Source organism: Lysinibacillus sp. F12 (assembly GCF_057773605.1).
The window spans coordinates 107,097-133,139 of record NZ_JBYMLP010000003.1; the positions used below are offsets into that span (position 1 = coordinate 107,097).

At 38.9% G+C, this 26,043-nt stretch carries 28 protein-coding genes; 20 read left to right on the forward strand and 8 right to left on the reverse strand.

The window, feature by feature from the left end:
* Positions 1 to 34: 34 nt before the first annotated feature.
* Positions 35 to 1,288 carry a helix-turn-helix domain-containing protein gene (locus AC3CH7_RS14300; protein WP_488381535.1) on the reverse strand — a complete coding sequence of 418 codons (1,254 nt, stop codon included), beginning with the start codon at positions 1,286 to 1,288 and terminating at the stop codon, positions 35 to 37.
* A gap of 124 nt (positions 1,289 to 1,412) precedes the next feature.
* Here AC3CH7_RS14300 and AC3CH7_RS14305 point away from each other — a divergent pair, with 124 nt between their 5' ends.
* Positions 1,413 to 2,708 carry an MFS transporter gene (locus tag AC3CH7_RS14305; RefSeq protein ID WP_197224957.1) on the forward strand — a complete coding sequence of 432 codons (1,296 nt, stop codon included), beginning with the start codon at positions 1,413 to 1,415 and terminating at the stop codon, positions 2,706 to 2,708.
* 129 nt (positions 2,709 to 2,837) lie between these two features.
* Here AC3CH7_RS14305 and AC3CH7_RS14310 read toward each other — a convergent pair whose 3' ends face one another.
* From AC3CH7_RS14310 to AC3CH7_RS14325, 4 genes are all read right to left on the reverse strand, one after another.
* Positions 2,838 to 3,554, reverse strand: coding sequence for a LutC/YkgG family protein (locus AC3CH7_RS14310; RefSeq protein ID WP_488381534.1), 717 nt, complete (start codon positions 3,552 to 3,554; stop codon positions 2,838 to 2,840).
* Positions 3,551 to 4,981, reverse strand: coding sequence for a LutB/LldF family L-lactate oxidation iron-sulfur protein (locus AC3CH7_RS14315; protein ID WP_488381533.1), 1,431 nt, complete (start codon positions 4,979 to 4,981; stop codon positions 3,551 to 3,553). The genes AC3CH7_RS14310 and AC3CH7_RS14315 overlap by 4 nt, the downstream gene beginning before the upstream one ends.
* Before the next feature lie 14 nt (positions 4,982 to 4,995).
* Positions 4,996 to 5,712, reverse strand: a complete 717-nt coding sequence (locus AC3CH7_RS14320; protein ID WP_031419591.1) for a (Fe-S)-binding protein — start codon at positions 5,710 to 5,712, stop codon at positions 4,996 to 4,998.
* 142 nt (positions 5,713 to 5,854) lie between these two features.
* Positions 5,855 to 6,586, reverse strand: a complete 732-nt coding sequence (locus AC3CH7_RS14325; RefSeq protein ID WP_269816523.1) for a FadR/GntR family transcriptional regulator — start codon at positions 6,584 to 6,586, stop codon at positions 5,855 to 5,857.
* A gap of 340 nt (positions 6,587 to 6,926) precedes the next feature.
* Between AC3CH7_RS14325 and AC3CH7_RS14330 the strand changes: the two genes are divergently transcribed.
* The 4 genes from AC3CH7_RS14330 (at position 6,927) to AC3CH7_RS14345 (ending at position 8,979) form a co-directional block, all read left to right on the forward strand.
* A complete protein-coding gene (locus AC3CH7_RS14330) occupies positions 6,927 to 7,637 on the forward strand; it encodes a cytochrome c biogenesis CcdA family protein (protein ID WP_031419593.1) in 711 nt (236 codons plus the stop codon).
* A 52-nt stretch (positions 7,638 to 7,689) separates the two neighbouring features.
* Complete coding sequence (locus tag AC3CH7_RS14335) at positions 7,690 to 8,058, forward strand: response regulator (RefSeq protein ID WP_257216252.1); 369 nt, start codon at positions 7,690 to 7,692, stop codon at positions 8,056 to 8,058.
* A gap of 24 nt (positions 8,059 to 8,082) precedes the next feature.
* Positions 8,083 to 8,577 carry a CcdC family protein gene (locus AC3CH7_RS14340; RefSeq protein WP_031419595.1) on the forward strand — a complete coding sequence of 165 codons (495 nt, stop codon included), beginning with the start codon at positions 8,083 to 8,085 and terminating at the stop codon, positions 8,575 to 8,577.
* A 189-nt stretch (positions 8,578 to 8,766) separates the two neighbouring features.
* A complete protein-coding gene (locus AC3CH7_RS14345) occupies positions 8,767 to 8,979 on the forward strand; it encodes a hypothetical protein (protein ID WP_488381532.1) in 213 nt (70 codons plus the stop codon).
* An 86-nt stretch (positions 8,980 to 9,065) separates the two neighbouring features.
* Here AC3CH7_RS14345 and AC3CH7_RS14350 read toward each other — a convergent pair whose 3' ends face one another.
* Positions 9,066 to 9,494 (reverse strand): DUF2621 domain-containing protein, encoded by a 429-nt coding sequence (locus tag AC3CH7_RS14350; RefSeq protein ID WP_008175629.1) that lies wholly within the window; start codon positions 9,492 to 9,494, stop codon positions 9,066 to 9,068.
* A gap of 121 nt (positions 9,495 to 9,615) precedes the next feature.
* Here AC3CH7_RS14350 and AC3CH7_RS14355 point away from each other — a divergent pair, with 121 nt between their 5' ends.
* The 7 genes from AC3CH7_RS14355 to AC3CH7_RS14385 all read left to right on the forward strand — a co-directional run bounded on the left by AC3CH7_RS14355 (position 9,616) and on the right by AC3CH7_RS14385 (position 13,075).
* Entirely contained in the window at positions 9,616 to 9,831 is a 216-nt protein-coding gene (locus AC3CH7_RS14355; protein ID WP_031419598.1) for a DUF1659 domain-containing protein, read from the forward strand.
* Positions 9,832 to 9,845: 14 nt separating this feature from the next.
* Positions 9,846 to 10,070 (forward strand): DUF2922 domain-containing protein, encoded by a 225-nt coding sequence (locus tag AC3CH7_RS14360; protein ID WP_012293919.1) that lies wholly within the window; start codon positions 9,846 to 9,848, stop codon positions 10,068 to 10,070.
* A gap of 66 nt (positions 10,071 to 10,136) precedes the next feature.
* Positions 10,137 to 10,259, forward strand: coding sequence for a YvrJ family protein (locus AC3CH7_RS14365; RefSeq protein ID WP_012293920.1), 123 nt, complete (start codon positions 10,137 to 10,139; stop codon positions 10,257 to 10,259).
* Positions 10,260 to 10,363: 104 nt separating this feature from the next.
* Positions 10,364 to 10,972: an SCO family protein gene (locus AC3CH7_RS14370; RefSeq protein WP_012293921.1), complete on the forward strand. Its 609-nt coding sequence runs from the start codon at positions 10,364 to 10,366 to the stop codon at positions 10,970 to 10,972.
* A gap of 111 nt (positions 10,973 to 11,083) precedes the next feature.
* The gene (locus AC3CH7_RS14375) at positions 11,084 to 11,596 is read left to right on the forward strand and encodes an RNA polymerase sigma factor (RefSeq protein WP_198694821.1); all 513 of its coding nucleotides are present in this window, start codon (positions 11,084 to 11,086) and stop codon (positions 11,594 to 11,596) included.
* Positions 11,589 to 12,476: a hypothetical protein gene (locus tag AC3CH7_RS14380; RefSeq protein WP_031419603.1), complete on the forward strand. Its 888-nt coding sequence runs from the start codon at positions 11,589 to 11,591 to the stop codon at positions 12,474 to 12,476. Before AC3CH7_RS14375 ends, AC3CH7_RS14380 begins: the two co-directional genes overlap by 8 nt.
* 59 nt (positions 12,477 to 12,535) lie before the next feature.
* Complete coding sequence (locus AC3CH7_RS14385) at positions 12,536 to 13,075, forward strand: DUF1572 family protein (protein WP_012293922.1); 540 nt, start codon at positions 12,536 to 12,538, stop codon at positions 13,073 to 13,075.
* 39 nt (positions 13,076 to 13,114) lie between these two features.
* On the opposite strand, the gene AC3CH7_RS14390 is transcribed toward AC3CH7_RS14385, so the two are convergent.
* On the reverse strand, positions 13,115 to 13,669 hold the full coding sequence (locus tag AC3CH7_RS14390) for a hypothetical protein (RefSeq protein WP_031419605.1): 555 nt from the start codon (positions 13,667 to 13,669) through the stop codon (positions 13,115 to 13,117).
* A gap of 104 nt (positions 13,670 to 13,773) precedes the next feature.
* Between AC3CH7_RS14390 and AC3CH7_RS14395 the strand changes: the two genes are divergently transcribed.
* The 3 genes from AC3CH7_RS14395 (at position 13,774) to AC3CH7_RS14405 (ending at position 18,756) form a co-directional block, all read left to right on the forward strand.
* Positions 13,774 to 14,595, forward strand: a complete 822-nt coding sequence (locus AC3CH7_RS14395; protein WP_207889821.1) for a hypothetical protein — start codon at positions 13,774 to 13,776, stop codon at positions 14,593 to 14,595.
* Between the two features lie 156 nt (positions 14,596 to 14,751).
* Entirely contained in the window at positions 14,752 to 16,431 is a 1,680-nt protein-coding gene (locus AC3CH7_RS14400; RefSeq protein ID WP_332290642.1) for a methyl-accepting chemotaxis protein, read from the forward strand.
* Between the two features lie 363 nt (positions 16,432 to 16,794).
* Positions 16,795 to 18,756, forward strand: coding sequence for a methyl-accepting chemotaxis protein (locus AC3CH7_RS14405; RefSeq protein WP_012293927.1), 1,962 nt, complete (start codon positions 16,795 to 16,797; stop codon positions 18,754 to 18,756).
* A 43-nt stretch (positions 18,757 to 18,799) separates the two neighbouring features.
* Here the strand turns inward: AC3CH7_RS14405 and AC3CH7_RS14410 are convergent, their stop codons facing one another.
* Positions 18,800 to 20,194 (reverse strand): alanine/glycine:cation symporter family protein, encoded by a 1,395-nt coding sequence (locus AC3CH7_RS14410; RefSeq protein ID WP_012293928.1) that lies wholly within the window; start codon positions 20,192 to 20,194, stop codon positions 18,800 to 18,802.
* Between the two features lie 187 nt (positions 20,195 to 20,381).
* Between AC3CH7_RS14410 and AC3CH7_RS14415 the strand changes: the two genes are divergently transcribed.
* The 5 genes from AC3CH7_RS14415 to AC3CH7_RS14435 all read left to right on the forward strand — a co-directional run bounded on the left by AC3CH7_RS14415 (position 20,382) and on the right by AC3CH7_RS14435 (position 25,975).
* Positions 20,382 to 21,080 (forward strand): aspartate/glutamate racemase family protein, encoded by a 699-nt coding sequence (locus AC3CH7_RS14415; protein WP_036162679.1) that lies wholly within the window; start codon positions 20,382 to 20,384, stop codon positions 21,078 to 21,080.
* Between the two features lies 1 nt (position 21,081).
* Complete coding sequence (locus tag AC3CH7_RS14420; protein WP_488381531.1) at positions 21,082 to 22,140, forward strand: DmpA family aminopeptidase; 1,059 nt, start codon at positions 21,082 to 21,084, stop codon at positions 22,138 to 22,140.
* 468 nt (positions 22,141 to 22,608) lie between these two features.
* Entirely contained in the window at positions 22,609 to 23,169 is a 561-nt protein-coding gene (locus AC3CH7_RS14425; RefSeq protein ID WP_207889824.1) for a M15 family metallopeptidase, read from the forward strand.
* Positions 23,153 to 23,947 carry a M55 family metallopeptidase gene (locus tag AC3CH7_RS14430; protein ID WP_012293932.1) on the forward strand — a complete coding sequence of 265 codons (795 nt, stop codon included), beginning with the start codon at positions 23,153 to 23,155 and terminating at the stop codon, positions 23,945 to 23,947. The genes AC3CH7_RS14425 and AC3CH7_RS14430 overlap by 17 nt, the downstream gene beginning before the upstream one ends.
* Positions 23,948 to 24,145: 198 nt before the next feature.
* The gene (locus tag AC3CH7_RS14435) at positions 24,146 to 25,975 is read left to right on the forward strand and encodes a peptide ABC transporter substrate-binding protein (RefSeq protein WP_036161304.1); all 1,830 of its coding nucleotides are present in this window, start codon (positions 24,146 to 24,148) and stop codon (positions 25,973 to 25,975) included.
* Positions 25,976 to 26,043 lie beyond the last annotated feature (68 nt).

The window sequence follows — 26,043 nt, forward strand, 5'->3', positions numbered from 1 at the left end:
ACAAGGGATTGCACGAAGTAGTGCAATCCCTTTACTAGTAGGAATTAGAATCAATTTGTGCCCTAATTGTCATATAGACTTCTTCAATTTTGCGTTTATAAGGTAAATCAACTAAATCCAGTGAATCAGTGTAAGCCATTTTCGCAATGTCGTAGGCGGTTGTAAGTTCCCCGAAATGTGCATAGCAAAGGGCCTTATAGGAAAAGCATTCATTTAAGCCTAAAATATCATATGGATGGCTGACAAAATTAGGTGCTTTTTGAAAATGCTCAAATACAGCTCTAGCCTCCTCATAACGACCGAGTAAATATAGGGACTTTCCTTTTTCCGCATAATAATAGTTTGAATCCAAAATATCTAAATCCACATGCTTCAACTTATTAAAGCTCTCAATTTCGATTAATGCCTGCTCATAATTAAACATGTAATTATTATTATAATGTGCTCGTAAAATAAAGATGAAAGCATCTACTAGTGCGCGCTCAGCAAAAGCCCGATATTGCTCCAGCTTCATAAACATATGCTCTGCTTGTTCAAAGTCATGGTCAATCATCGCGCAATACGCTCCTATACGATACATATCATCAATTTTATAAAACAGCTGATTTTTATGAGCATTCGTAATCGTCTCGTTTATTAATTTTTTCCCTTCTTCATGTTCTCCGATGGCAAGCTGTAAAATGCTTGTATAATACGCCATTAATAAAGCGTCACGAGAATCAAGCTGATAATCCTCTTGTTTGATAATTTCTTGTGCCTGTAAAATACAGGCATAGGCGAGGTCATATTGACGTTTTCCCGCTAATATGGACATTTGCAGGATGAATGTTTTGAACCAATGGCTAAGTAAATTAATTTCTTTAAAGATAGTGCGCGCTTGTAGGAGGGATGTTTCCCATGAAGTTAATCCTGCTTCATACTGTGTGACAGCGTATATATACAATAAACGGCCTGCTTCATAACTATGAGGAAGTCCCTCGACTGATGGCTTGATTAAATCAACAATTTCTTGATAGCGAACTATGTCTCCCCATTTTACCTCTGCAAATAAAATTTCCACCTGCTCTAAAAGTGAACGAATGGATGAGGGTGCTACTTCTTCGAGTAATTCACTAGCCTTGACACCTAACCGTTCAGCAATATAGTCCAGGCTTTCCATAGAGGGCTTGGCCTTTTCATTTTCTATTTGACTTAGCATTCCTTTTGTTAGACGATCACCGGCAAGCGCCTCTAATGTTAATTTTTTTTCTTTCCTTAATTTGCGAATTCGTGCGCCTAGAGAGTTCACTGCCTCGCCTCCTTTTGTTTAATTATATTAAACTTTTTCTTGCGTGAAAAGAGGAAGCTATGGTATATTTTGTTTAATAAAATTAAACTTTTTAATTCAACTAAAAAATGGAGGGGTTTTTAAGATGAATGAAACGGAGAAATTAAGAAAGGCGACCTATCATTTATGGACTTTTACAGCGAGTAAAATGATTGCCATGTTAGGGGCAAATGTCATGGCGTTTGGTTTTAGCCTGTATATATTAGCCATGACAGGGTCAGCCATGAGCTTTGCGACCAATATGATTTGTTCAGTGTTACCTCGTGCTCTCGTAGCACCCTTGGCAGGTTATGTAGCGGATAATTTTTCAAAAAAACGAACGATTTTATTAGCACAGGCAGGAACCATTTTGACCGTAGGGGGATTACTGATTTATACAGAAACGGTAGGGATGTCGGTTTATGCTATTTACATAGCTACAGTCTTTAATACAATATGTTCCGCATTTTCTGGGGTCACGTTTTCATCTGCAATTGCTACACTTGTAAATCCAGAACGTTTACAGCGCGCGATGTCATTTAATCAATTATCAATGTCGGTGGCTGCCATTGGGGGACCAGTCATTGGCGGCATGATGTATGGATTTTTCAATATTGATATATTTTTAATGGTAAATATCGTAGCGTATATCATGGCGTTTTGCTTAGAGGCAACAATGGATTTTAAACTCTATAGTACTAGAGGGGAAGATGTGAAGAAGGAGAAGGTGTGGGAAGGGCTTAAAGGTGGCTTCCATTATATTAAACAACGAAAAGTTATAAAAACAATCATGTGGGTGGCATTATGGATTAATCTATTTTTTTCTGCGATTGCCGTTGGAGGAACATATATTATTATTGAATTGCTGAAAGTAAAATCAACACATTTTGGTTTTATAGAGGCATCAGGAGCAGCAGGTATGCTGATAGCCTCTCTTTATTTTGCAACAAGACCAGAAGTCAAAGCGCCATTACGTTTCTCAAAAATAAGCTTATTACTGTTAGCAGGTAGTCTCGCCTTAGCAATCATTCCGTTAGTCACGAATTTTTCCTATATCGCGATTGTAAGTTTCTACCTAATCATTTACTTTATTTTTGCCATTTTTGAAATGGGGATAAATATGCCAATAGGGGTGTATATGCAAAAAATCATCTCAGAAGAATTCCGCGGACGCGTTTTCGGTCTAATGGAAACAATGGCAATGTCTATGATGCCAATAGGTATGGTTGTTTATGGCGTATTATATGATGCAATACCGGCCACAATCATTTTACCTGTTACGAGTGTCATTATCATTACCATTTCACTTGTGATGCTACGCACTTCCATTTTAAAAGAAGCACATCCAGAGTATTATGAAAAAGAAGGCATAACAAAAAGTGTCCCTCATTCAACAACATAAATGCATGTCTGACTATAGACAAAAGGTATCGTGACGTAAATGCTCGATACCTTTTGTCATTTTTTACTATAGGAGAATTATTAAGTACCTGCCATAGTTGAGATCAAAGGCTTTACTTTATTAATGGGCTTAACGATCCTCAATGACGATATAGGTAGCTTGAATCGGGCCATGTACACCAACGATTAAAATCATTTCGATATCTGCTGAGTTACTAGGACCTGTAATGAAATTAATACAGGAAGGAATTTTCTCTCCGTTGTTGATTTTTTCACGAATCCACCGTGCTGCTTGTGTCATACGAGGCACCATTGTACTTTTTGGGATTAAAATGATCGATTTTTCTGGTAAGAAGCTAATACTTCTTCCTTGATCTCTACTGCTAAAAAGTACAGCCGTCCCAGATTCAGCAAGTGTCATCTCGCTAATAGTAATGCCTATATTGGCTTTTTCAGCATGTAGGATATTTTCCTGTGGTTGCTGTGAATTCCATTCATAGTACTGAATATTAGACTGCGGCCATTTTTCTGTCATTAATTCAGATAGTCCGAATTCTTGAAATCGCTCGTCCCTAGAACTAATGATGGATTGTCCGCCATATTGGTCCACAACAGATTGCAAATCTTGAGAAAGCTTGGCACAATTGGAAATCACAATATTCGTATGAATATTGGCGCATTGTTTCATGAAAATCTCTAGTAATTCGTCTCTCGTGGCATCTTTTAATGTACGATTTTGTGGTTGATACTGCCACGTGGGGCGTGGAAGCGTTGTAATAGGGGAACGCCCTAACTGCTGTGCAATGTTTGCTAAAAAATTCTCTCGATGCTGCATGGTACCAGTCATGATTCCTCATCTCCTTTTGTGCGGTGCTTCATCCAATTTCGGAAACTGTTTTTATTCGGTGCAGGGAAATCCCGTGCTTCAGTCCATGCTTTTAAAGGACCTGGACCTTTAGTAATCGTATGGTCATTCGTGAAGGGAGCCATTGCAGGAGCGGCCATTTTTGTAGCCATCTTATACAAGGTAGGGGAGGATGCTCCTAAGCCAAATGCCTTCATTAGTAGCTTTTCGGAAACGGGTGCTTTGCCTTCATTTTCAACAATGACCTGACGATGTCTATGAATAAGCTGATGTAAAGGTATTTTTACAGGGCAAGCATCCGTACAGGCACCACATAGCGTTGAGGCATAGGGGAGCTCTTTAAAATCATCATAGCCTCCTAATAACGGAGAGAGTACTACACCAACCGGACCCGAGTAGATAGAGCCATACGTATGCCCACCGACATGACGATAAACAGGGCAAGCATTGACACAGGCGGCACAGCGAATGCATTGTAAGATAGGCTGAAATTCGCCACCAAGAATGGCTGAGCGACCATTATCCACTATGACTAAATGGAATTCCTCAGGCCCATCTGTCTCACCCTCTTCTTTAATTCCTGTAAGCGTGGTAATATAGCTTGTCAGCTTTTGCCCTACAGCACTACGTGTTAATAAGCTAACAAGAACCTCCATTTCTTCAAAGGTAGGAACAATTCTTTCCATTCCCATTACAGTGACTTGAGTTTTTGGCAGAGCCGTAACTAAATCAGCATTGCCTTCATTGGTGACTAGCGTAATCGATCCACTTTCAGCAATGGCAAAATTACAGCCTGTTATACCGATATCGGCAGTTAAATATTCATCGCGTAGTTTTTCACGCACATAAAGAGCAAGCTCCTCGGGCTTTTCCGATTGAGTGTAGCTCTGTTTTGCTTTAAACACATCTCGAATTTGCTCTTTGTTTTTATGCAGAGCAGGAGCCACAATATGAGATGGGGGCTCGTGATCGGCAACTTGCAAAATGTATTCACCTAAGTCCGTTTCGATCACTTCACAGCCTAGTTCCTCTAATGCAGCATTAAGGTTTATTTCCTCGGTTACCATCGATTTTGACTTCACAATTTTAGCAGCATTTTTCTGTTTCGCAATATCTTGAATATAGGCTGTTGCTTCTTGTGCAGTTTGAGCAAAGAAAACATGTCCACCTCTTTTGGCAACATTGTCACTTAATTGGTATAGATAATAATCAAGATTTTCTAAAACATGTTTCCGTATTTCCTCTCCATGTGAACGCCATTCCTCCCAATCTCCAAGTTCCTGAGTTTGTTGTAGACGACGTGTTTGAAAGCGGTCCTGAGCTCTGGAAACAGCGCTACGCATAAATTGATTTTCAAGCTCTTTTGTGACACGGTCCTGAAAGCGATTATTACTAGTTTTCATGGCCATGAATGTTCCTCCTTTTATCGGCAATTTAAAACCTCTGCAATGTGCATTACTTTAATTGGCTTTCCTTGGCGATGAATACGACCACCCATATTGATTAAACAGCCAGCATCTGCTCCGATTAAATAATCCGCCCCTGTCTCCTCTACATGGTGGACCTTTTCTTGAACCATTTCGCCAGATATATTGCCCATTTTGACAGAGAATGTGCCACCAAACCCACAGCACCTATCTTTTCCTGGGAGCTCCACATACTGTAAACCATCGACGTTTTGTAATAACTTTATAGGAGCCTCATTCACTCCAAGGAGGCGAGTCATATGGCAGGAAGTATGGTAAGTAGCTTTGCCCTCTAAATGGGCTCCAACATCCTCTATCTTTAATACATGGACAATAAATTCAGTAAACTCATACGTTTTGGCTGCCAATGCCTTTGCTTTTGATGCCCATAGAGGGTCTCCCTTAAAAATCTCTGGATATTCCTTAAACATATAAACACAAGAACCAGAGGGGGAGACGACGTAATCAGCATGCTCGAAGGCAGAAATCATTCTTTTCATCGCATTTTTGGATTCTTTCACATAGCCACTATTATAGGCGGGCTGTCCACAGCAAATTTGTTGCTCAGGAAAATCAATTTCACAGCCAAGTCTTTCTAACACTTCCACAACAGATTTCCCTATATCTCCCTGAAACATATCCACTAGGCAAGTAGCAAAGAGAGTTACTTTCATATGCATCGCTCCTTTTTATAAACAACAGGTCATCAGATGACTTTTGGTTATATGTATCATACTACAAACTTTTCAAAGAAAGAAGATGTTTTGATGGAATTTTCAGAAAAAATAAAACAACCTAGTCGAGAGCTAGGCTGTTTTAAAGCAGGTTGGATTCCGTTGTTTCAAAATATTGTAATAGAACCTTTTCAACATTGCTTAAATGAGAGGTCATCGCCTGTTTGGCCAATTCTTCATTTTGCTGTTGAATAGCAAGGAAGATTTTCATATGTTCCTCATATAGTTGCTCGCTTGTTGTTTTTTTAGAGTACAACCAAATGCGGCGTGTTTCTTTCATTGTATCAATCATCAGCCCAGAAATTTGATCTAGAATGGTAGCAAGTAGGGGGTTTTGGGAGGCAGTTGCAATTGCCACATGAAATTGATAATCCACTTTTTCACCAAGTTCACCATCCCCATGGGCTTGCTTCATATTATCTAAGATTTGAACCATTACTTGAATATCCTGTTCTGTACGGTTGTTTGCGGCACTCGCAGCTGCGCCTACCTCAATGATTTTGCGAACTTCTAATAAACGGGCAATATCAAGTTTATTCGATAACATGGCTGTAGATAATGGAAAATCGAGTCTGTTTGGAGGCACACTCTTTACAAAAGTCCCTGAGCCTTGTTTGATTTCAATCAATCCCATTGCCTTTAAGGCAGAAAGCGCCTCTCGCACAGCGGAACGGCTAACTTGCAATTGTTCAGCAAGCTGTTCAACCGAGTCCAGTCGATCACCCGGCTTTAAAACACCACCTCTTATTTTTTCATGCAAAATTTCGGACACTTCTTCATAGATTTTTTTAGGTTTTATTTTTTTTAATTCCAAGGAGCTACACCTCTTTTTTCAATCAAATGCGCGTTTGTTATGAATATTATACATGAAGATCAGATAATTACTCCTGAATAGTGTATAAAAAACGGTGCATTGGCTAAAAAAATGAGATAGGTAAGCTTATTTAAAAATGTAGAATAATGGCGAATTTTGTTGACAGAAAATCAACAGCGGCGCATAATGCAGAAGTAGCTTATTAAGCTTTTTATATGTTTGGGAGGACTTTTCAGAAATCTCATCATTTTGCCATGAAACGTTCACAATCAGGAAGGGCGCAATTTATCAGTTTTTTTGGTACGATGGTTGCAGTAACTGTAAGGAGCGATCGAAAAATATGGGAACAGATATTAACGTATTTTTAGCTTTTGGTGCAGGGTTTCTAAGTTTTATTTCACCATGTACCCTCCCATTGTATCCAGCATTTTTATCGTACATAACTGGTATGACATTAGATGAGCTAAAATCAGAAAAAGGGATGCTACAAAAGCGTGCCATTTTCCACACACTATTCTTTTTACTAGGATTTTCAATTATTTTTATTATTATCGGACTAAGTGCCTCCTATGCGGCAGAGTTTTTCCTGAATTATCAAACTTTACTACGTCAGGTTGGTGCCATTTTAATCGTAGTATTTGGTTTAATGATTGTTGGATTGCTACAAATTGATTTCCTTATGAAGGATCGGAAGTTTCAATTTAAAAATCGACCATCTGGCTATTTGGGATCTGTTTTAATTGGTATTGCCTTTGCGGCAGGATGGACACCATGTACAGGACCAATTTTAGCTTCTATTATAATGTTGGCTAGTACAAACCCAGGCGCGGGCTTTAGCTATATGTTCGCCTATTATTTAGGGTTCGCAATCCCATTCTTTGTGTTATCGTTCTTTATTTCACGAATGACTTGGATTCGCACACATAGCCAAAAAATCGTGAAAATCGGTGGTTATATCATGATTGCCGTGGGTATCTTGTTATTCTTTGATGGATTAACGTATATTACTCGTATATTACAGCCTATTTTCGGTGGATTTACAGGCTTTTAATTTGTTAAACTAAAGAGGCATACCGTACTTTAACGTGGAGGGAGATGAACATGTGCCTACAGTTTTAGTAGTGGATGATACGCTATTTATGCGTGTTGCAATCAGTAATATGTTTTCAGAATGGGGTTATGACGTAGTAGGTAAGGCAGCAAATGGTAAAGAAGCTGTGGCTATGTATCGAGAGTTACAACCAGATTTAGTAACAATGGATGTAACGATGCCCGTTATGACTGGTATTGCGGCGGTAAAAAAAATTATCCCAGAATTTCCAAATGCAAAAATAATTATGGTAACAGCATTAGGCCAACAAAAGTTAATTGTAGAAGCGATTGAAAGTGGGGCGAAAGATTTTATTACCAAGCCCTTTGAGCCAGAAAGATTAAGAGCCGTCGCTGACCAATTACTTGGTCAAAATTGCTAATTTGACATTAGAGGAGGATCTTTTATGTTGAGCAATATCCCTTCTCACTATTATGTTATTGGGTCGACCATTATGGCCATTCTAATGGGTAGCTTTGTCATGGTTATACGTATGAGAGCTTCCAAAATGCCAACAAATGAGAAGAAAATTATTATTCCGCCCATCGCGATGTCTTCTGGTGCACTCATGTTTTTATTTGAACAATTCCGAGTACCACCGATGCAAATATTAGAAGCAGCCGCTGTAGGAATGGTGTTCTCGACAATTTTAATTGCCACTTCCAAATTTGAAGTGAAAGGTCGAGATATTTATTTAAAACGTTCAAAAGCATTCGTTTTTATATTATTTGGTTTATTAATATTCCGAGTAGTGGCTAAAATGGTTCTAAGCAGCTCCATCGATGTTGGTGAATTAGCAGGCATGTTCTGGATCCTAGCCTTCGCCATGTTAGTACCTTGGCGAATTGCCATGTTAATCCAGTTTAAAAAAATCAAAAAAACGATTCCCCAGCTACACTAGTGCTCAAACTAGTGTAGTTTTTTTATGCTTTAGATTCGGGAGGTGGGGCGAATTTGTTATGCATCGTGGAGGGTGAAACGCTCGAATTGACGGATAGGATTGCAGAAGTGGCGGATAGAACGCTCGAATTGACGGATAGGTTGCAAAAGTGGTGGATAGAACGCTCGAATTGACGGATAGGTTGCAAAAGTGGCGGATAGAACGCCCAAAGTGACGGATAGAACTGCAAAAGAGGTGGATAGAACGCCCAAAGTGACGGATAGAACTGCAAAAGTGGTGGATAGAACGCCCAAAGTGACGGATAGAACTGCAAAAGAGGTGGATAGAACGCTCAAAGTGACGGATAGAACTGCAAAAGTGGTGGATAGAACGCCCAAAGTGACGGATAGAACGCTCGAATAGACGGATAGAACGCCAAATGAGGATGGTCCGCTCAAAGCAGTACCCCTAAAAAACGCAGCACAAGCTTGTGTGCTGCGTAGTTTTCTTTATTCAAATAAATGTTCGTAGGGGGCGATGTCAATTTGCATTTGCTCTAATTTTTTGCGTAAAAATTTGTGATCGCGTTTAGGTGTTGCTTGGATGTAGCCACGAATAATGAGGTCATTGTTAATGGCAGGTGCTTTTTCCTCTAAAGCAAGCTCGCCAATTTTCCCTGCAATCTTCTCCTTTGCTACTTGTCTAAAGAGCTCAGGGACAGGGCTTACAAGCTCATAGAGTAACTCTTTTTCAGCTTGTCCCCATAAATGGATTGTTTTATCTAAATAAAATTCCTGCCAATCTAAATCAGACTTTCCATCCTGCTTTGGGAGTGCTTTTAAAAACTTGCGGAACATGAAAAAGCCGCCAATCGCCATCAATGAAATGAGGACAACCACCCAAAATAAAATAAACCATAAAAACCAACCTTGTAACAAATCGTTCACCTCTTTGCCTTCTCTGACTCTATTATAAAAGCTTCTGAAAAAAAATTCATCCTATAATGTCCCTTTTTTAGCAATTCGTCTTTATATAGTGTATGAAGGGAGGTGACGATGGATGGCGAACGTGAATTTTTTACAAGCTACACTGCGTCTGAAATATGTGGAAGGCTACAATGAGCAAAACGAGCCAACATACACTACTAAATCGTATCGTAATATCGCTAAGACACATAGCGTAGAAGATTTAGTAGCTGTCGCCCAAGCGATGGCCAGTCTCTCATCACAAGCATTAGCCGGTATTGAAAAGCAAGAGACAAGCGAATTATCTTAAGGGGGGATGACAAAATGACACAAGTTTTAGAGTTACAATTTGTTACAGCGGATGGTAAAACATCCATGCTTACGATTGATGCTCCAAAGCCAACAGTAACAGCAGCTGACATTCAACAAGTCATGAAAACTATTATGGCTAAAAATGTATTTTCTGGACAAGCTGGAGCATTGACAGCTATCAAAGGTGCACGCATTGTAGAACGAAAGGTAATAGAATTCGATGTAGCAACAGAATAATGAAAAAATGGTCTTTGCTAAGAGAACTGCAAAGGCCATTTTTACCTAGTGAGAGGGGGCATAGCAATGGAACAGTGGTTAAACATGATATCGGATATTGGTTTTCCGATTTTAGTGTCCTTTTATTTATTACACCGTGTCGAGGTAAAGCTAGATGCGATTCATGAGGCACTTGTTTCCTTAAAATGAAATTAATTTCACAAATATGTACGAAAGCTGTCACCTAGAGGTTCTTGTCAACGCTTACAGCCTAAGTTAGGATGAGGATAGTGTAGGTTAGGGAGAGTGTTAACATGAAACATAAACGAATGGGGCTAGTATTGCTTTTAGCCTGTGTGACTGTGCTAGGTGCCTGCGGGAATTCTAAATTTAAAGCAGATTATAGTTTAGAGATACCTGATTTTGAACATGTCAATCAGCGTGGAGAGACGGTTTCACTTGAAAGTTTAAAAGGCAAGCCATGGATCGGTATGTATATTTTCACGAATTGTGTATCGATTTGCCCACCAATGTCCTTGAATATGGCACAAGTCCAAGAAAAGCTTCAGAAAAAAGGGGTAGAGGATTATAATATCGTCGCCTTTTCTGTAGATCCAGATGTTGATACGCCAGAAGTATTAGCCAACTATATTAGTAAATATAATGTGCCAGATGATTCTAAGTGGAATCTTCTTACAGGGTATTCACAAAAGTATATTGAACAGTTTGCGGTTAAAAATACGAAAATTTTAGTGAAAAATGATCCTAATAGTGATCAAGTTATCCATGGTAATCAATTTTTCCTAGTTGATAAAGAGGGAACAATCGTTAAAATGTATAATGGCTTCGCTGAAAATATTGAAGATGTACCAATTGATACAATAGCTTCTGATATTGAAACATATATTGATGAAAATTTATAAATAGAAAACCGTCTCAAATTTTTGAGACGGTTTTTTTATGTCCTTTAAAATCTGGAAAAATAATCTTTTTCTGGTTGGGAATCGTTTATAGTGTAGAAGGAGGGAATGTATATGTCTAATATAGAAAAATTGGAGCAGCTGATGGCTATACATACGGAGAGTTTGTTTCGTATTGCTTATTACTATACGAAGGATTTACAAATAGCAGAGGATATTGTGCAGGATGTTTTTATTAAATTTTATCATCAAAAACATTATGAGGAACGAGGAGAACTGAAGGCATACCTTGCTCGCATGACGATCAATAAATGCAAGGATTATTTAAAAAGCTGGGCCTATCGAAAAATTAAATTTCAACATAAATTTTTAAAGCAAAAATCCAATTTTGAGGATGCACTTATTCTTCAAGATGAACATGCTTTATTAGATGAAGCTATTTTACGCTTACCCATCAAACCGCGAGAAGCGATAGTTTATTACTACTTAGAAGAAATGACGATTAAAGAAATTGCTGAACTACTGACAATTCCTGAGGGTACGGTAAAGTCTCGTTTGAAGAAGGGGAAGGAGCTACTAAGAGTAGATTTACAACATATTGAATGGGAGGTACTTTACCATGGATAAACATACCATGCAGGTGTTACAGGATGTCACAGCACATAAAGAGGTGATTATTCAAAAGGTTCGACAACATGTTCAGCAAGAGTCGTATCCATCCAAGTCAAAATGGACATATCGTGCATTCACCGTTATGATCACATGTTCTATTTTATTTTTCATTGCTTGGCAAGCAACACAGCCAATGGATCAGGTGACGACAGAGGTAAAAGATGAAGGAAAAAAACTTCTATTCACAGATTTATTTCATACAGAAGTAGAAGGAAAAGATACAACGTACAGTCAGTTTTTTCCGATATCACTTTATTTAAGTCAGGCAAAAAATATTAAATATTATGCACCACTTCAAGGCTTCGAGGCTATGCAATCAGTAGGTACTTTGTTGGGAAATGCAGTCCATCTCACTAAATCCGAAAATCTACCATTTAAACCGAATATTCAGGAAGTATATGCGGTAACATCAAAAATGGATGATGGTAGTCAGCAAACGCAATTCCAATTTAGTTTTAAAGAAAAATCTTACACTGGCGTGGATTTACAATATATTAATTTTACAGTGACAAATGTCGATCGAAATCCCTTAGCAGACTATGTAAAATCTCAAAATATTGAAGATACTGCAGATATTAAGATTTCAAATGTAGCATTAAATTTCATGAATCCTGTGTTATTTCGGGAGATGACACCAAATCAAGGTTTTCCTTATATTTACTATAATTACGACGCAGCTGATAAGAGAATCTATCAAATGACTACAAGAGCCAACGAATACTATTCGTACTACAACGGCTATGTCTATCACATTGGTTACCAACTAAATGGAGATCCACAAGAAATGCAGGAAGAAATGGCAACTATCGTCAAGGAATTTATTCTTGGTAAATAGCTGGTAAAAAGTAAGATTTTCTACTTATAATAATAAAAAAGAGGGGATGGGGATCGACTATGACGATTGCGGAAACGTATTTACAGGTTGTTCAAAAGAGATTTAAAAGTGTGAAAGAGTTAGGCGATAAGGCACTGGATCAATTGGAGGGGGCAGAACTGCACTGGGCGTATAATGAAGAATCCAATAGTATCGCGGTCATTGTTAAACATGTTAGTGGTAATATGATTTCGCGCTGGACTGATTTTTTAACGACAGATGGTGAGAAAACTACACGAAATCGGGATGATGAGTTTATCAATAGTCTTTATACAAAAGAAGCAATTCTCGCGGTCTGGGAAGAGGGCTGGCAAGTATTTTTAGATGCTTTGGCAAGTATTACAGAATCCGATTTGCAGGGACATGTCACAATCAGAGGGGAAAAGCTAGCGGTAATCGATGCGATAGAAAGACAAATGGCTCATTATTCACAGCATATTGGTCAAATTATATATATCGCGAAGCAAGTAAAGGGATCTGACTGGCAAACGTTAAGTATAGCGAGAGGACAGTCGCAAACGTTTAACAAGGCTATGCTTGAAAACATCCACGAAAAATAAGAGAGATCGTAGCAATCTTTTAGTTGCTACGATCTTTTTTTATGATACATAAAGCTTGTACATTGCCGTCTCCGAATCAATGGCTTGAGCTAGTTCATATGCTTCCTGCTGATTTTTATGATGAGAGATGATCTCATAGAAAAAGCGAATAAGAAACATAAGATTTGCGTTACCATCGATATAATCATCTGGTGCTAAATAGGAGTGACAGCCACTTTCTAAAAATGCTGTTGCGAGCTGTTTCCACCCTAATGTACAGCCTGCGGCAATAACCTTTACACCCTGTAGGCGGCTATAAGTTTGTATATCCAATGGACCAAAGTACAAACTCTTTGGTTCATCGTCTTCATACACATCCTCCCCTAACTCAGGCAGACAAAAGCGTCCTTCATCTCCGTGAAAATTCAAAATGAGATAATCCATTTTGCCATGAAGATCAATGCCCGATAAGACATCAATCAAATCATTTGGTCTACCAATCAAATGAAGCGTTACCCTTGCACCAAAGGATTCAAGTGCGGCTCGGATGGCCATTGATTCGAAATCACAATCAGGTCCTACTACTAAATTAACATATAATTCTGGCTTGCTCATTTCCCGTTCCACCTCCATCCTTTAGTATAGATGAAACTTATTGGATGGGTAAACCGTATATTACAATAATTACTATATATGTAAAGAGTAAAGGAGTATAAGCAATGAATCGGGTTGGACATTTACTTACACTAATTCTTGGCATTACGCTTAGCCTCATCACCCTCCTGCTGTTTTTGAACAATGAAAGGCAAAGAGACGAACTAGTAACCCTTCCGCATAGTCATTTTCAAACGATTGAGCAGGCATGGTATATGTCTGGAAATGATGGCAAGGAGCAATATTTATATCCATTAAAGCAAGTGTTCTACCTTAATCGTTATGAGGTGAAAGATACAGAACACCTGCAACAAGCTTTACAGACCAAAAAAGTCCCGACCAGTCGACCAACCGAACCTACCCCAACGAGTGATTTATATATTCGTTTCGATAATGGAAAGGAAATGGCTGTTAAGGTGATGGTGGACGACGAACAATTATTCTTCATGGATCAGAAAACGATGCAGTATTATAAACTACAAACTAAAGAAGTGGTAGATTATTTTCTTTTATTGAATGAAGAAAGCCGAACGCCATGGTTATTATTTATTATGTATACAATTTTATTTTTTAGTCTAGCATATATGCTGGCAAAGCAATTAATAGGAGGTACATCGAAAACTGATCAGAAAAACTTGATGAAAGAAAAGGAGAAGAGACTCGCTTCTGATTTTATTCTTCCTGTCCTCCTACCATTAACGATCACATTTACGATGCAAATATATGGGGCTCAGCATAGCTTATTATTACTAAGTGTCCTGATGCTTACTTCAGGTATTCGTGAATATGTGGAAAAAAGGGGGCTTTTCATGAAAATGGTATTACTTCTCCCACTTTTTTGGTTATATCTACATGGCTTTCAATGGATTAATTCCTATTTAAACTAGCGTAATAGTGGATATTATTGTCAATAGTTTTCAGGTGGAGTTTTCATTATTGTTAAATTTTAGCGATATTTTGTGAGAAAAGGTACATATTTTATAGGATAATAGATTTAGGTAGGATATACTCAATGGTGATTACAGTAGAATTGAGGGAATCATATGAGATTAACTGTGGAACGTAAACTACAAATTGCTTTTGGTATCGTGCTAGCCTTCTTATTAATGATTACAGCCATTGCGATGTATTTCTTAACTAATAATAATAGGACACTAGCTGAAATCGAAGACAATACGGAATTAATCCATCTATATCAAGATATCTCGTTCCAAACTGTGCGTGCAAACGCAGCTATTCGAGGATATATATTATATGGTAAGGAAGAAATGTTAAACAATCATCATGAAATTCGGAATACCTTACATACATCCATTAATCGCCTTCAAGAAATAGGCGCTCGCAATCAAGATTTTGAACAATTTTTACAACAGCTTGATGATTGGGAAAAGGCGATAGATGGACAGATTATTCCGCTTTATAAACGTGGCGAAATAGAACAGGCTCAGCAAGTAGCCTTGCCGATTTTAGGGGAGGGCTCTTTGAAACTTGTAGTCTTTGGAAAGACAATGGCCACTGCACAGCAGGAAGACATGCTAGCACATATAGAGGCGACCAAGCAAAAAGGGGAAAGAAGTGGTATTGAAATATTGATATTGGCGGCAATTTCTCTCCTCATTAGCATCATTATTGCCACTGTATTTGGTAGAAGGATTGCTAAAAATATCCAACAAACGGTCAGTGAAATGGATACATTCTCAGAGGGGAATTTAAACACCCATCTTCAATTCAAAACAAATGATGAATTTGCTCACCTAGCCCAGTCATTCAATACAATGTCAGAAAAGCTTCGTCAGATGATGAAGCAAGTAGGAAATTCCTCTGAACAAGTGGCAGCGACCTCTGAGCAGCTAACGGCAAGTAGTATGGAGGTCACACAGGCAACGGAGGTTGTCACAGAGTCGATTCAAGATATTGCACATGGAATTGAAGAGCAGGATACTTTAACAGGTGATGTACGGAATTTATCGGCCCATATTTTGAAGAAAATGAATGATATTTCCACTAGCATTCAAAATGTTAATGATGCAACCGTCGAAACGAAAAATATGGCGAGTTTAGGTCGTTCTTCTGTCCACGATGCAACGGTACAAATGGATGAAATTTCAGCCAATACGAGTGAATTAAATACGCGTGTCCAGGATTTAGATGATAATTCAGCAGCTATTGTAGCAGCTGTAAATGTCATTAAAAGTATTGCGACGCAGACCAATTTACTTGCTATCAATGCCTCTATTGAAGCGGCACGAAGCGGTGAACATGGGAAAGGGTTTGCCGTTGTCGCTGAGGAAGTACGCAAGCTGGCAGATGAGTCTAATTTTGCAGCAGTGGAAATTGAAAAAGTAGTAGCTCAAATTACTGACAGTACAAGAATAATTGAAGAAGATATGGTCAATAGCAATGATTCGGTGCATGTAGGTCGGGATAAGGTTAATGTGGCAAGAGATAATTTTATACAAATTGATGATGCTATTAATGATGTTCAAGCACAGACGGAGTTAGTTACCGCAGCTATTCGTACCATCCATCAAGATATTGAACAGCTTGTCCAAGAAATTGACTACATAGGTGAGGTATCTATGAAATCAAGCCGTCATGTGCAAAGCGTTGCCGCTTCTTCCCAAGAGCAAAATGCGGCAATGGAGGAAGTAGCGGCGGCTTCCACACATTTAGCGAAAATGGCGATAGATTTACAGGAATCGATACAAACATTTAAATATTAAGCTCAGGATAAAAGAGGGGTCTACTGGTTAAATAAATCATTGGACAACCTCTTTTTATTACCTTTTTATCAGTTCAGCAGTTCCAATTTCTATAAAGTCTAGACCAATAGAAGCCATTTCAGCGTGTAGCTATTGATTAGTAAGTTGTGGGCTAATAGGAAGTTATTCCTGACAATTACAGGGATTTAGAGTATCTGTAAAGACTGAATAATAAAAAAATCATAATTATGTTTGAAAAATAATATTTCATCCGATAAAAGCTATGGGAGAGATGTAAAACAGATACAGAGTGGGAACGGTTGTAGCAAATATCAGGCTGACAAGTGATATTTTTCACTTCAAGAAACAAAAGGAGAATAATATATGAAGAAAATATTTAGCAGTTTTAAGGGCAAGCTTTATACGCTATTTGCGCTAGTATTACTAATTCCTGTTATATCTGTAGGTAGTTTATCTTATTTATCAGCTAAGGATTCCATTGAAGAGGAAATCTTATTTAGCGCCAATGAAAGTGTAGGAATTCTAAATAAGCTAATTGATCAAACGATTACTGATAAGATGAATGACATTCAAGTGTTTAGTAGTGAAATAGATGCACAGCAATTTAAGCAATCTCAAACGTCTATTGAATCAAAGTTTAAACAATATGGACAGCTTAATCCAGACGTTTTAAGTATTTATGTTGGAACAAATGATGGTTCGTTTTCTCAAGTACCCAGATTGAATGATGCGGATTATAATCCATTAGATCGAGATTGGTATAAACAAGCGACGGCTTTAAAAGGTGAAACTTTAATTACTAACCCGTATAAGGATGCGGGAACAGGTGATATGGTTGTCACGGTGGCTAAACAGATTAAGGACCAGTCAGGGGTTGTCGCTATTGATATTAAATTAACAAACCTTCAAAAAATTGCAGATTCCATTCGAATTGGGAAAAATGGTTATCCCTCTATTTTTGGGGAAGACAATCTGGTCATTTCCCATCCTACCCTCGAAGCGGGTGGCAAGATAAAAGAAAGTTTCCTCGATAAAATGTACGAAAGTCCCTCTGGCACCTATGAATACGTCTTTAACGGCGATGATCGTATTTTATTCTATACGACGAATGAAGTAACCAATTGGAAAATCACAGGTACCATCTTTTCCAAGGAAATTGATGAATCGGCTTCATCGATTTTAACTCACACCATTATAGTGCTACTTGCAGCTGTCGTTATTAGTTCTATAATCTTCTACTTCGTGATGAAGGCTGTCATTAAACCAATTAAAGCATTAAAAGATAGCGCCGTTACGATTAGTAAAGGTGATCTGACAGAAACTGTTACGATAACTTCGAATGATGAAATTGGGCAATTAGGAATGGCCTTTAATGATATGCAGGAAAGTTTACGGACGCTTATTCAAAAAATTGAACAAAATGCAGAGGAAGTGGCATCGTCTGCTGAAGAGCTAACAGCTAATGCGAATCAAACAAGTATAGCAACCGAAAAAGTCGCAATTTCGATTCAAGATGTTGCATCAAGTGCAGATGGTCAAACTGTTAGTGCCAATAAAAATGCAGAATCATTACATGAGCTTTCAACAGCTATTCTTCATATTGCTGAAATTTCATCTGCTGTGACGGACCTTTCACAGCATGCGACATTACAGGCAGATGAGGGCGGACAAGCTGTTCAAAATACAAAGGATCAAATGCAGTCTATTCATTTATCTGTTGCTGATTCTAATGCTAAAATTCAAACCTTACATGAACGTTCACAGCAAATTACATCCATTTTAGACGTCATTACAAGCATTGCGGATCAAACTAATTTACTGGCTTTAAATGCCGCTATTGAAGCAGCAAGAGCAGGCGAGCATGGAAAAGGATTTGCAGTTGTAGCAGATGAAGTCCGTAAGCTTGCCGAGCAATCACAGGATTCGGCTAAACAAATTTTTGAATTGATTCGCGGAATTCAACAAGAAACAGAGCAATCTGTAAGTATTATGGCTAAGGTAACGGAGGATGTTCAAAGTGGTTTACATATTTCTGATGAAGCCATTACGAAATTCCAAGTCATTATGACAAGTATGAATGAAATTACGCCAAAAATGGAAGAGGTTTCTTCTGCCTCAGAGCAAATGTCTGCTGGTGTGCAAGAGGTAGCAGCAGTGACGGAAGATTTAGCCTTCTCAGCCAAAGGGAATGCAGCCGCTTCTGAAGATGTTGCAGCCTCAACTGAGGAACAGTTAGCATCAATGGAAGAAATCAATGCCTCGGCACAAGCACTTGCGCATATGGCCGATGAATTAAAACAACTGATTAGTCAGTTCAAATATTAAAAAAACGCCCCTCCATTCATTGCAATGGAGGGGCATTCCTATTTTATCGATCTTCTTCCCAACAATCAGTATTTTTTAATGTCGGAATTGATTTGGCATAAAAGACAGGGTTTTTACCTGCTTTGCGTTGGCCTGTAAAATCATCTAATACAAGGAAGGCAATTTTACCAAGAATCATGATGATAGCAATATTGATGAAAGCCATGAGCCCCATAAATAAATCTGCTAAATTCCATACAAGTTGAACTTGTGCTACAGAGCCGAACATAACCATGACTAGTACTAGAACGCGATACATAACCATCCAACCCTTATGGGCATTTATAAATTCGATATTAGATTCACCATAGTAATAGTTACCGATAATCGAACTGAAAGCAAAGAAGATAATGGAAATGGCAATAAAATAAGGAGCCCAATCCCCAACGTGTACAGCTAGGGAATTTTGCGTCAAAATAATACCATTACTTTCACCTTTATCATATAAGCCAGCTAAAATAATGATAAAGGCTGTTGCTGTACAAATCATAATCGTATCGAAAAAGACACCTAAGCTTTGTACAAGTCCTTGCTTAGCAGGATGTGAGGTATTAGCAGTCGCCGCAGCATTTGGCACACTACCCATCCCAGCTTCATTTGAAAATAAACCACGACGTACCCCTTGCATAATAGCGACTCCAATTGCTCCACCAGCAGCTTCTTGTAGACCAAATGCATGTGTGAAAATTAATTTAAAGACATTCGGTATTTCTGATAAATTTGTCACCACAACAAAAAGCGCTACAAGTAAATAGAAGACGGCCATAACAGGTACAAGGACTTGCGTTACCTTTACAATTCTTTGTACACCACCAAAAATAATTAATGCTGTTAGTGCTACAAGTAAGCCTCCAATGAGCTTTGGACTTATATCAAATGCTTCCCCAACCGAAGTAGCAATTGTGTTAGACTGCACTGCATTAAATATAAATCCAAAACTTAGTGTTAATAGAATACTAAAAATGATACCTAGTTTTCTTTGACCTAACGCTTTTTCCATGTAATAGGCAGGTCCACCTCGGAAAGTATCGCCATCCTTTACTTTATAGACCTGTGCTAAAGTACTTTCAATGAAGGCTGTTGCCATTCCTAAAATAGCAATAATCCACATCCAAAATACTGCACCTGGTCCACCGACACCAATGGCTAAGGCAACACCTGTAATGTTCCCAGTGCCTACACGTGAAGCGGCACTAATCGTAAAGGCTTGGAATGGCGAAACCCCTGAATCTCCCTCCCTTTTTTCGACAATCAGACGAAACATTTCAGGAAAAAGACGAATTTGTACAAATTTTGTACCAAATGAAAAATATAGTCCAGCAGCTAATAATAAGATAATCAGGATATATGTCCATAAAATATTATTTCCACTATCAACAATATTTGAAATCCATTCCATAAGTTATTCCTCCTTTCACAGTACGCTTTAGTCTACACTGTTTTTTTATGAAAAATCAACCTTTCTAATATAATAAATTATAATAAAGTTTTGAGTTTTCCTATAAGAGTGGTAAATTCCGAAAATTCTCTCATTTTTATTCGGCTAATATGTATAATAAATAGAATAAAAGGAGGGAGTTTTGATGATGAAAACAATTGGCTTGATTGGCGGTATGAGCTGGGAATCCTCTGCTGAATATTATAGGTTAGTAAATGAACAGGTCAAACTACAGCTAGGGGGCCTTCATTCTGCTACATGTATTTTGTATAGTGTTGATTTCCAGCAAATTGAGCATTTTCAAGCGAGGGGACAATGGGACAAAGCTGGCATTGTGCTTGCGCAAGCTGCACTGTCACTTGAACGAGCAGGTGCAGATTTTATCGTTATATGTACCAATACGATGCATAAGGTCGTAGAGGTTATGGAGGAGGCCATCACTATCCCCATATTACATATTGCTGATGCCACGGCTCAACAAATAAAAAAGGCTGGACTACAAAAAGTAGCTCTCCTCGGCACTATGTACACAATGGAACAGGAATTTTATAGGTCGAGAGTAGAGGGCTATGGAATAGCGGTTATTGTGCCAGAACGTCATTCACGTATGGAAGTTAACCGGATCATTTATGAGGAATTATGTTTGGGGAGTATCATCCCAAATTCCAAGTCCTATTACATTCAAGTAATTAATGAGCTTGTGGAGGCAGGAGCGCAAGGAGTAATTCTTGGCTGTACCGAAATTGGCCTGCTCATTCAGCAGCAGGATATCCGTGTTCCAGTCTTTGATACAACGATGATTCATGCCCAGGCGGCGGTGTCAATGGCAATTCAGGAGGAAACGTAATATGCAGGGAAAGGTAAGGCAATTCGGCATTGAAGTGGGTGTGTTACCAGCTGGGCAGAAAAACTGTATTACTGATGTTGAAGGGGTACGAGTAGGACATGTCACATTGGATGAGTCGATAGATCATGAAGGAGCTTACGCCTGTACAGGTGTCACAGCTATTTTACCGCACGGGGGGAATTTATTTCAGCACAAAGTTACAGCAGCTAGCCATGTGTTAAATGGTTTTGGCAAAACAACTGGGCTTGTGCAGGTGAATGAGCTAGGTGTGATTGAATCACCAATTATGCTCACAAATACTTTTGGTGTACCAGCCGTTATGCAGGGAGCACTACGTTATATGCTCTACATGAATGAGGATATAGGTCAAACGACTGGCACCATCAATATTGTTGTAGGTGAATGCAATGATAGCTATTTAAATTCCATCCGAGCATGTCCCGTAACACCTGAGCATGCCGTAGAAGCCATTCGTAATGCCTCTCCGAATACAGCACAGGAAGGGGCAATTGGCGCTGGAAAAGGAATGATGTGTTTTGGCTATAAAGGGGGAATTGGCTCCTCTTCTCGAATTGTCAAAGTTGATAAAGAAGAAATTAGCTATACGGTGGGCTGCATGGTGCTCAGTAATTTTGGGCACAGCTCAGAATTTTTAGCTGAACGTTATGCTGCTTCCTCCATCCAATGTGCATCGACCCTAGCGCCAACAGATGGTTCGATTATTATAGTCCTTGCCACCGATGCTCCACTAAGTAGTCGTCAGTTGAAGAGAGTCATTAAACGCTGTGGGATAGGTTTAGGTCGAACAGGCAGTCATTACTCACATGGCAGTGGAGACATTGTGATAGGCTTTACAACTGCACACAACATCCCACATATTTCTGAACAGCTTGTAGAAACAAGAACTCAACTCCGTGAGGATCATCCCGTGATGAATCAGTTATTTGCGGCTGCGGCAGAGGTAACTGAGGAAGCCATTCTCAATTCACTAGCTCAGGCACAAACCACAATTGGTCGCAACGGACATCAAGTAGAAGCCTACTCATTTCAAAAAGCATAGCGAAAAGGTTATTGAGACATAGACAGTGTTTCAATAACCTTTTTTTGCGTAAGTACACTAGATTCAACATTTTTTTAGCATGTGAGGGCCATGAGATGAATAAAATCCTTAAATAGAGGATAAAAGATATTTTTCGACGACATTTTGCTGGATTAGGAATCTTTTTAAGAGAATACCCACTAATTTGTAATAATTGTATTTTTATCTAGTCAATGCTAGAGAGATATGATAACATTCATTTTAAAAAACTGAATAATCTAATAATTAAGGAGGTGTTCTAGTATTGTAAACCTCTTTCAACCAATTGGAACGACTTCAAATGAAAATTCACCTGAGAGGCCATCTGTTATCGAAAGCCAAGAGCCTCTTATCGAGATTACAGGTTTTCATAGAAGAATTTTTGTTGAACCTATTTACTATCAGCAAAAGATTCCTAATAGTTTACGAAGCATTTATGTACGTGAAGGTTTGTTTGAACGCTTGCAGCATGCTTTGACCCTATTACCGGAGGATTTTAGCCTGCTAATCTATGATGGCTATCGCCCATTCCAAGTTCAACAGTATTTATTTAGTTATTTTTTAAAGCAATTGGCCCACATTCTGCCACATGCTACAGAACAAGAATTACTGCAGGCAACTAAAAAGTATGTCGCCTTACCAAGCGCAGAGGCTGCTCATTTAGCACCCCATTTAACAGGAGGTGCTATTGATATAACGCTTGCTGATAGACAAGGGAAAGCTTTGAATCTCGGTACAGCCTTTGATGAAATGAATGAAAAATCAGCTACACGCTATTTTGAACATAACTCAAATGAAAATCCAGAGGCTTGTCAACATCGACGTTTATTATACAACTGTATGACACAAGTAGGCTTTAGTAATTATGCAGAGGAATGGTGGCATTACGATTTTCATAACGTGGCGTGGGCAAGACGAGTTCAAGCTAAAACGGCCTGTTACGGAGCCATTCAGGTAACGATTCAAAATCATGAAATAAAGGAGATTCGATTCAATGAAGGTTTATATTAGCGCCGATATAGAAGGCATTACGGGTACAACTACCTGGAGTGAAACAGAGTTAAATGCACCTGACTATCAATTTTTTCAAAAACAAATGACACAAGAAGTAGAGGCTGCCATTGAAGGGGCGATAGCGGGGGGAGCAACAGAAATACTATTGAAGGATGCACACGATTCAGCACGCAATCTCGATATTTCTAATTTACCTATCAACTGTAAGGTAATCCGTGGCTGGACTTACGATCCGATGTGTATGGTTGCGGGTCTCGATCAAAGCTTTGACCGTGCGATTTTTATTGGCTATCACAGTAAAGGGGGAAGTGCGCGTAATCCGCTTGCCCATACACTTTGCACGTATGCAGATGTCAAAATAAATGGTGAGTATGCGAGTGAATTTTTAATTAATACGTATGCAGCGGCACTACATGGTGTTCCTGTTTCGTTTGTCAGTGGGGATGTTGGCTTGACTGAAGAAATTCAGACCGTCAATGAAAACATTGTGACCTTCGCGACAAAAGAAGGAATCGGGAATGCAACTATTAGTGTCAGCCCGAAGCTAACGCTTATGGAAACCAAAAGACTGGTAGAGTCCTCGATGAAGGTGCCACGTGAGCATATTCAGGTACCATTGCCAGAGCGCTTTATGATAGAAATCATATATCGAGATCATACACGGGCTTATCGTAATTCCTTTTATCCAAATGCCACATTTAAACCACATAATTCTGTAGAATTCAACACGGATGATTTTTATGAAGTACTACGTATTTTGCAATTTTTAACTTGACTGTGAGGATGGGCTTTAACTAAGGAACGTGTGAGCCAATAGGACACGCTGTTGTCATGTTGAATAAGTAGTTTTGGTTGGCATCTATAGAGAGAGGGTCAATAGAGACTGACCTAGCGAATGTTTGAAAAATCCTATTGAGGGTCATGTCATCAGTCCTTCCAATAGGATTTTCATTATAAAAAGAGGACTAGGGGGATGCATGTGAGAAAATATGGGTGGCTTTTCGTTTGTCTGGTCGTATTGTTTTGTGTAGCCTGTAATGATGAATCATCGAGTGAAAAAGCATCAGAATATCGCGTGGTGTATTCAGGGGAAATTAAAACATTAAATTATTTAAAAACGTCTGAAACGAATGAATTTGCGGTGGCGGCGAATATGGTGGATGGTCTCATTGAATATGATAAGTACGGGGTAGTCCAGCCAGGATTAGCGAAGGAATGGTCGGCAAATGAAGATGCCACTGTATGGACCTTTAAATTGCGTGATGACGCCAAATGGGTGACACATGAAGGGAAAGAATATGCGAATGTACTTGCACAGGATTTTGTGGACGGTTTACAATATGTTCTTGATGCCAAAAATGAATCCTCGACAGCCTGGATTGCGACAGTTGTAAAAAATGGAGAGGCATTCTATAACGGTGACATAACGGATTTCAAGCAGGTAGGCATAAAGGCGTTGGATGAACATACAGTAGAATATACTTTAGAAGCATCAACACCTTATTTTCTTTCTATGTTAAACTACGTTTGTTTCTTCCCAGTGAATGGTAAGTTCATTGCAGAAAAAGGGGTGGACTTTGGAACAACACGGGAAAATTTCCTTTATAATGGCGCTTATATTTTAGATAAATTTGAGCCACAAAATGAGCGTGTTCTAGTAAAAAATAATACGTATTGGGATAAAGACAAAGTACTGATTGACCGTATCCGCTACAAATATAATAAAGAAGCAGCAACGGTAGCACCTGAACTGTTTTTACGTGGAGAAATTGATTCCGCAAGTATTCCTACTTCCATTATTGATGAATGGTTTAAGGATGATAAGAAAAAATCTCAAGTTCGTCAAACACAAAATAACTTCTATACCTACTTCTACGCTCTCAACTTTAACCCACAATTTGACGCAGAATATGAACCAGATAACTGGAAGGTCGCCGTCAACAACAAAAATTTCCGAAAATCAATATTTCATGCCCTGGACCGTGTTTCCGCCATGCTAACGATGGAGCCTTATAATCCAGCCGATTTGCTGAGCAACACGATTACCCCAAAAAACTTTGTAGATGTTGAAGGGGTAGATTACACACAATTAACGCCGCTTGCAGCTATTTCCAATGAAGATTCCTTTCATAAAGAACTAGCACTTGAGTTCAAAGAAAAAGCCAAAGCGGCATTAGCGGGAAAAGCTACATTCCCTGTAAAAGTGTTATTGCCATATAATGCTGGTAGTCCAGACTGGGCTAATCGTTCCCAAGTAGTGGAGCAGCAAATTGAAAAATTACTCGGGACAGATTATGTCGACATTATTGTTGAGGCAGGTCCAGCGACAGGCTTTTTATCTGAGGTGCGTCGTCCTGGTAAATTTGCGCTTTTAGAAGCGAACTGGGGTCCAGATTATGCGGATCCATCCACGTATACGGATCCATTTACAGTGGATGGTACTTATAATAAACCTGAATTAGCTGAGGGGTATACAGAAGCCAATGGAAAAACGACGTATCAAAACCTTGTGGATGAAGCAAAAGTAACGATTGATGTGGCAAAACGTTATGAGCTATTTGCAAAGGCAGAGGCCTTTTTAATTGAAGAAGCTTTTGTAATTCCCTATTCCGTTGGTGGTAGTGGCTATGTTGCATCTAAATTAAATCCTTTTGAGGCACAGTATTCACCATTTGGTGTGACTGCTGAGAAATTTAAAGGCCAGCAAGTTTTGGAAAAACCAATGAGTAATGAAGACTTTAAGAAAGCGCTTGCTCAGTGGGAACAAGAGCGTGCTGACGCTTTGGCTAATGCTAAAAAGTAGTAGGGGATCGTAGATGAAAAAGGAGATACCGAAAGGAACAGTCGGCATCTCCTTTAGTCTTTTTGACA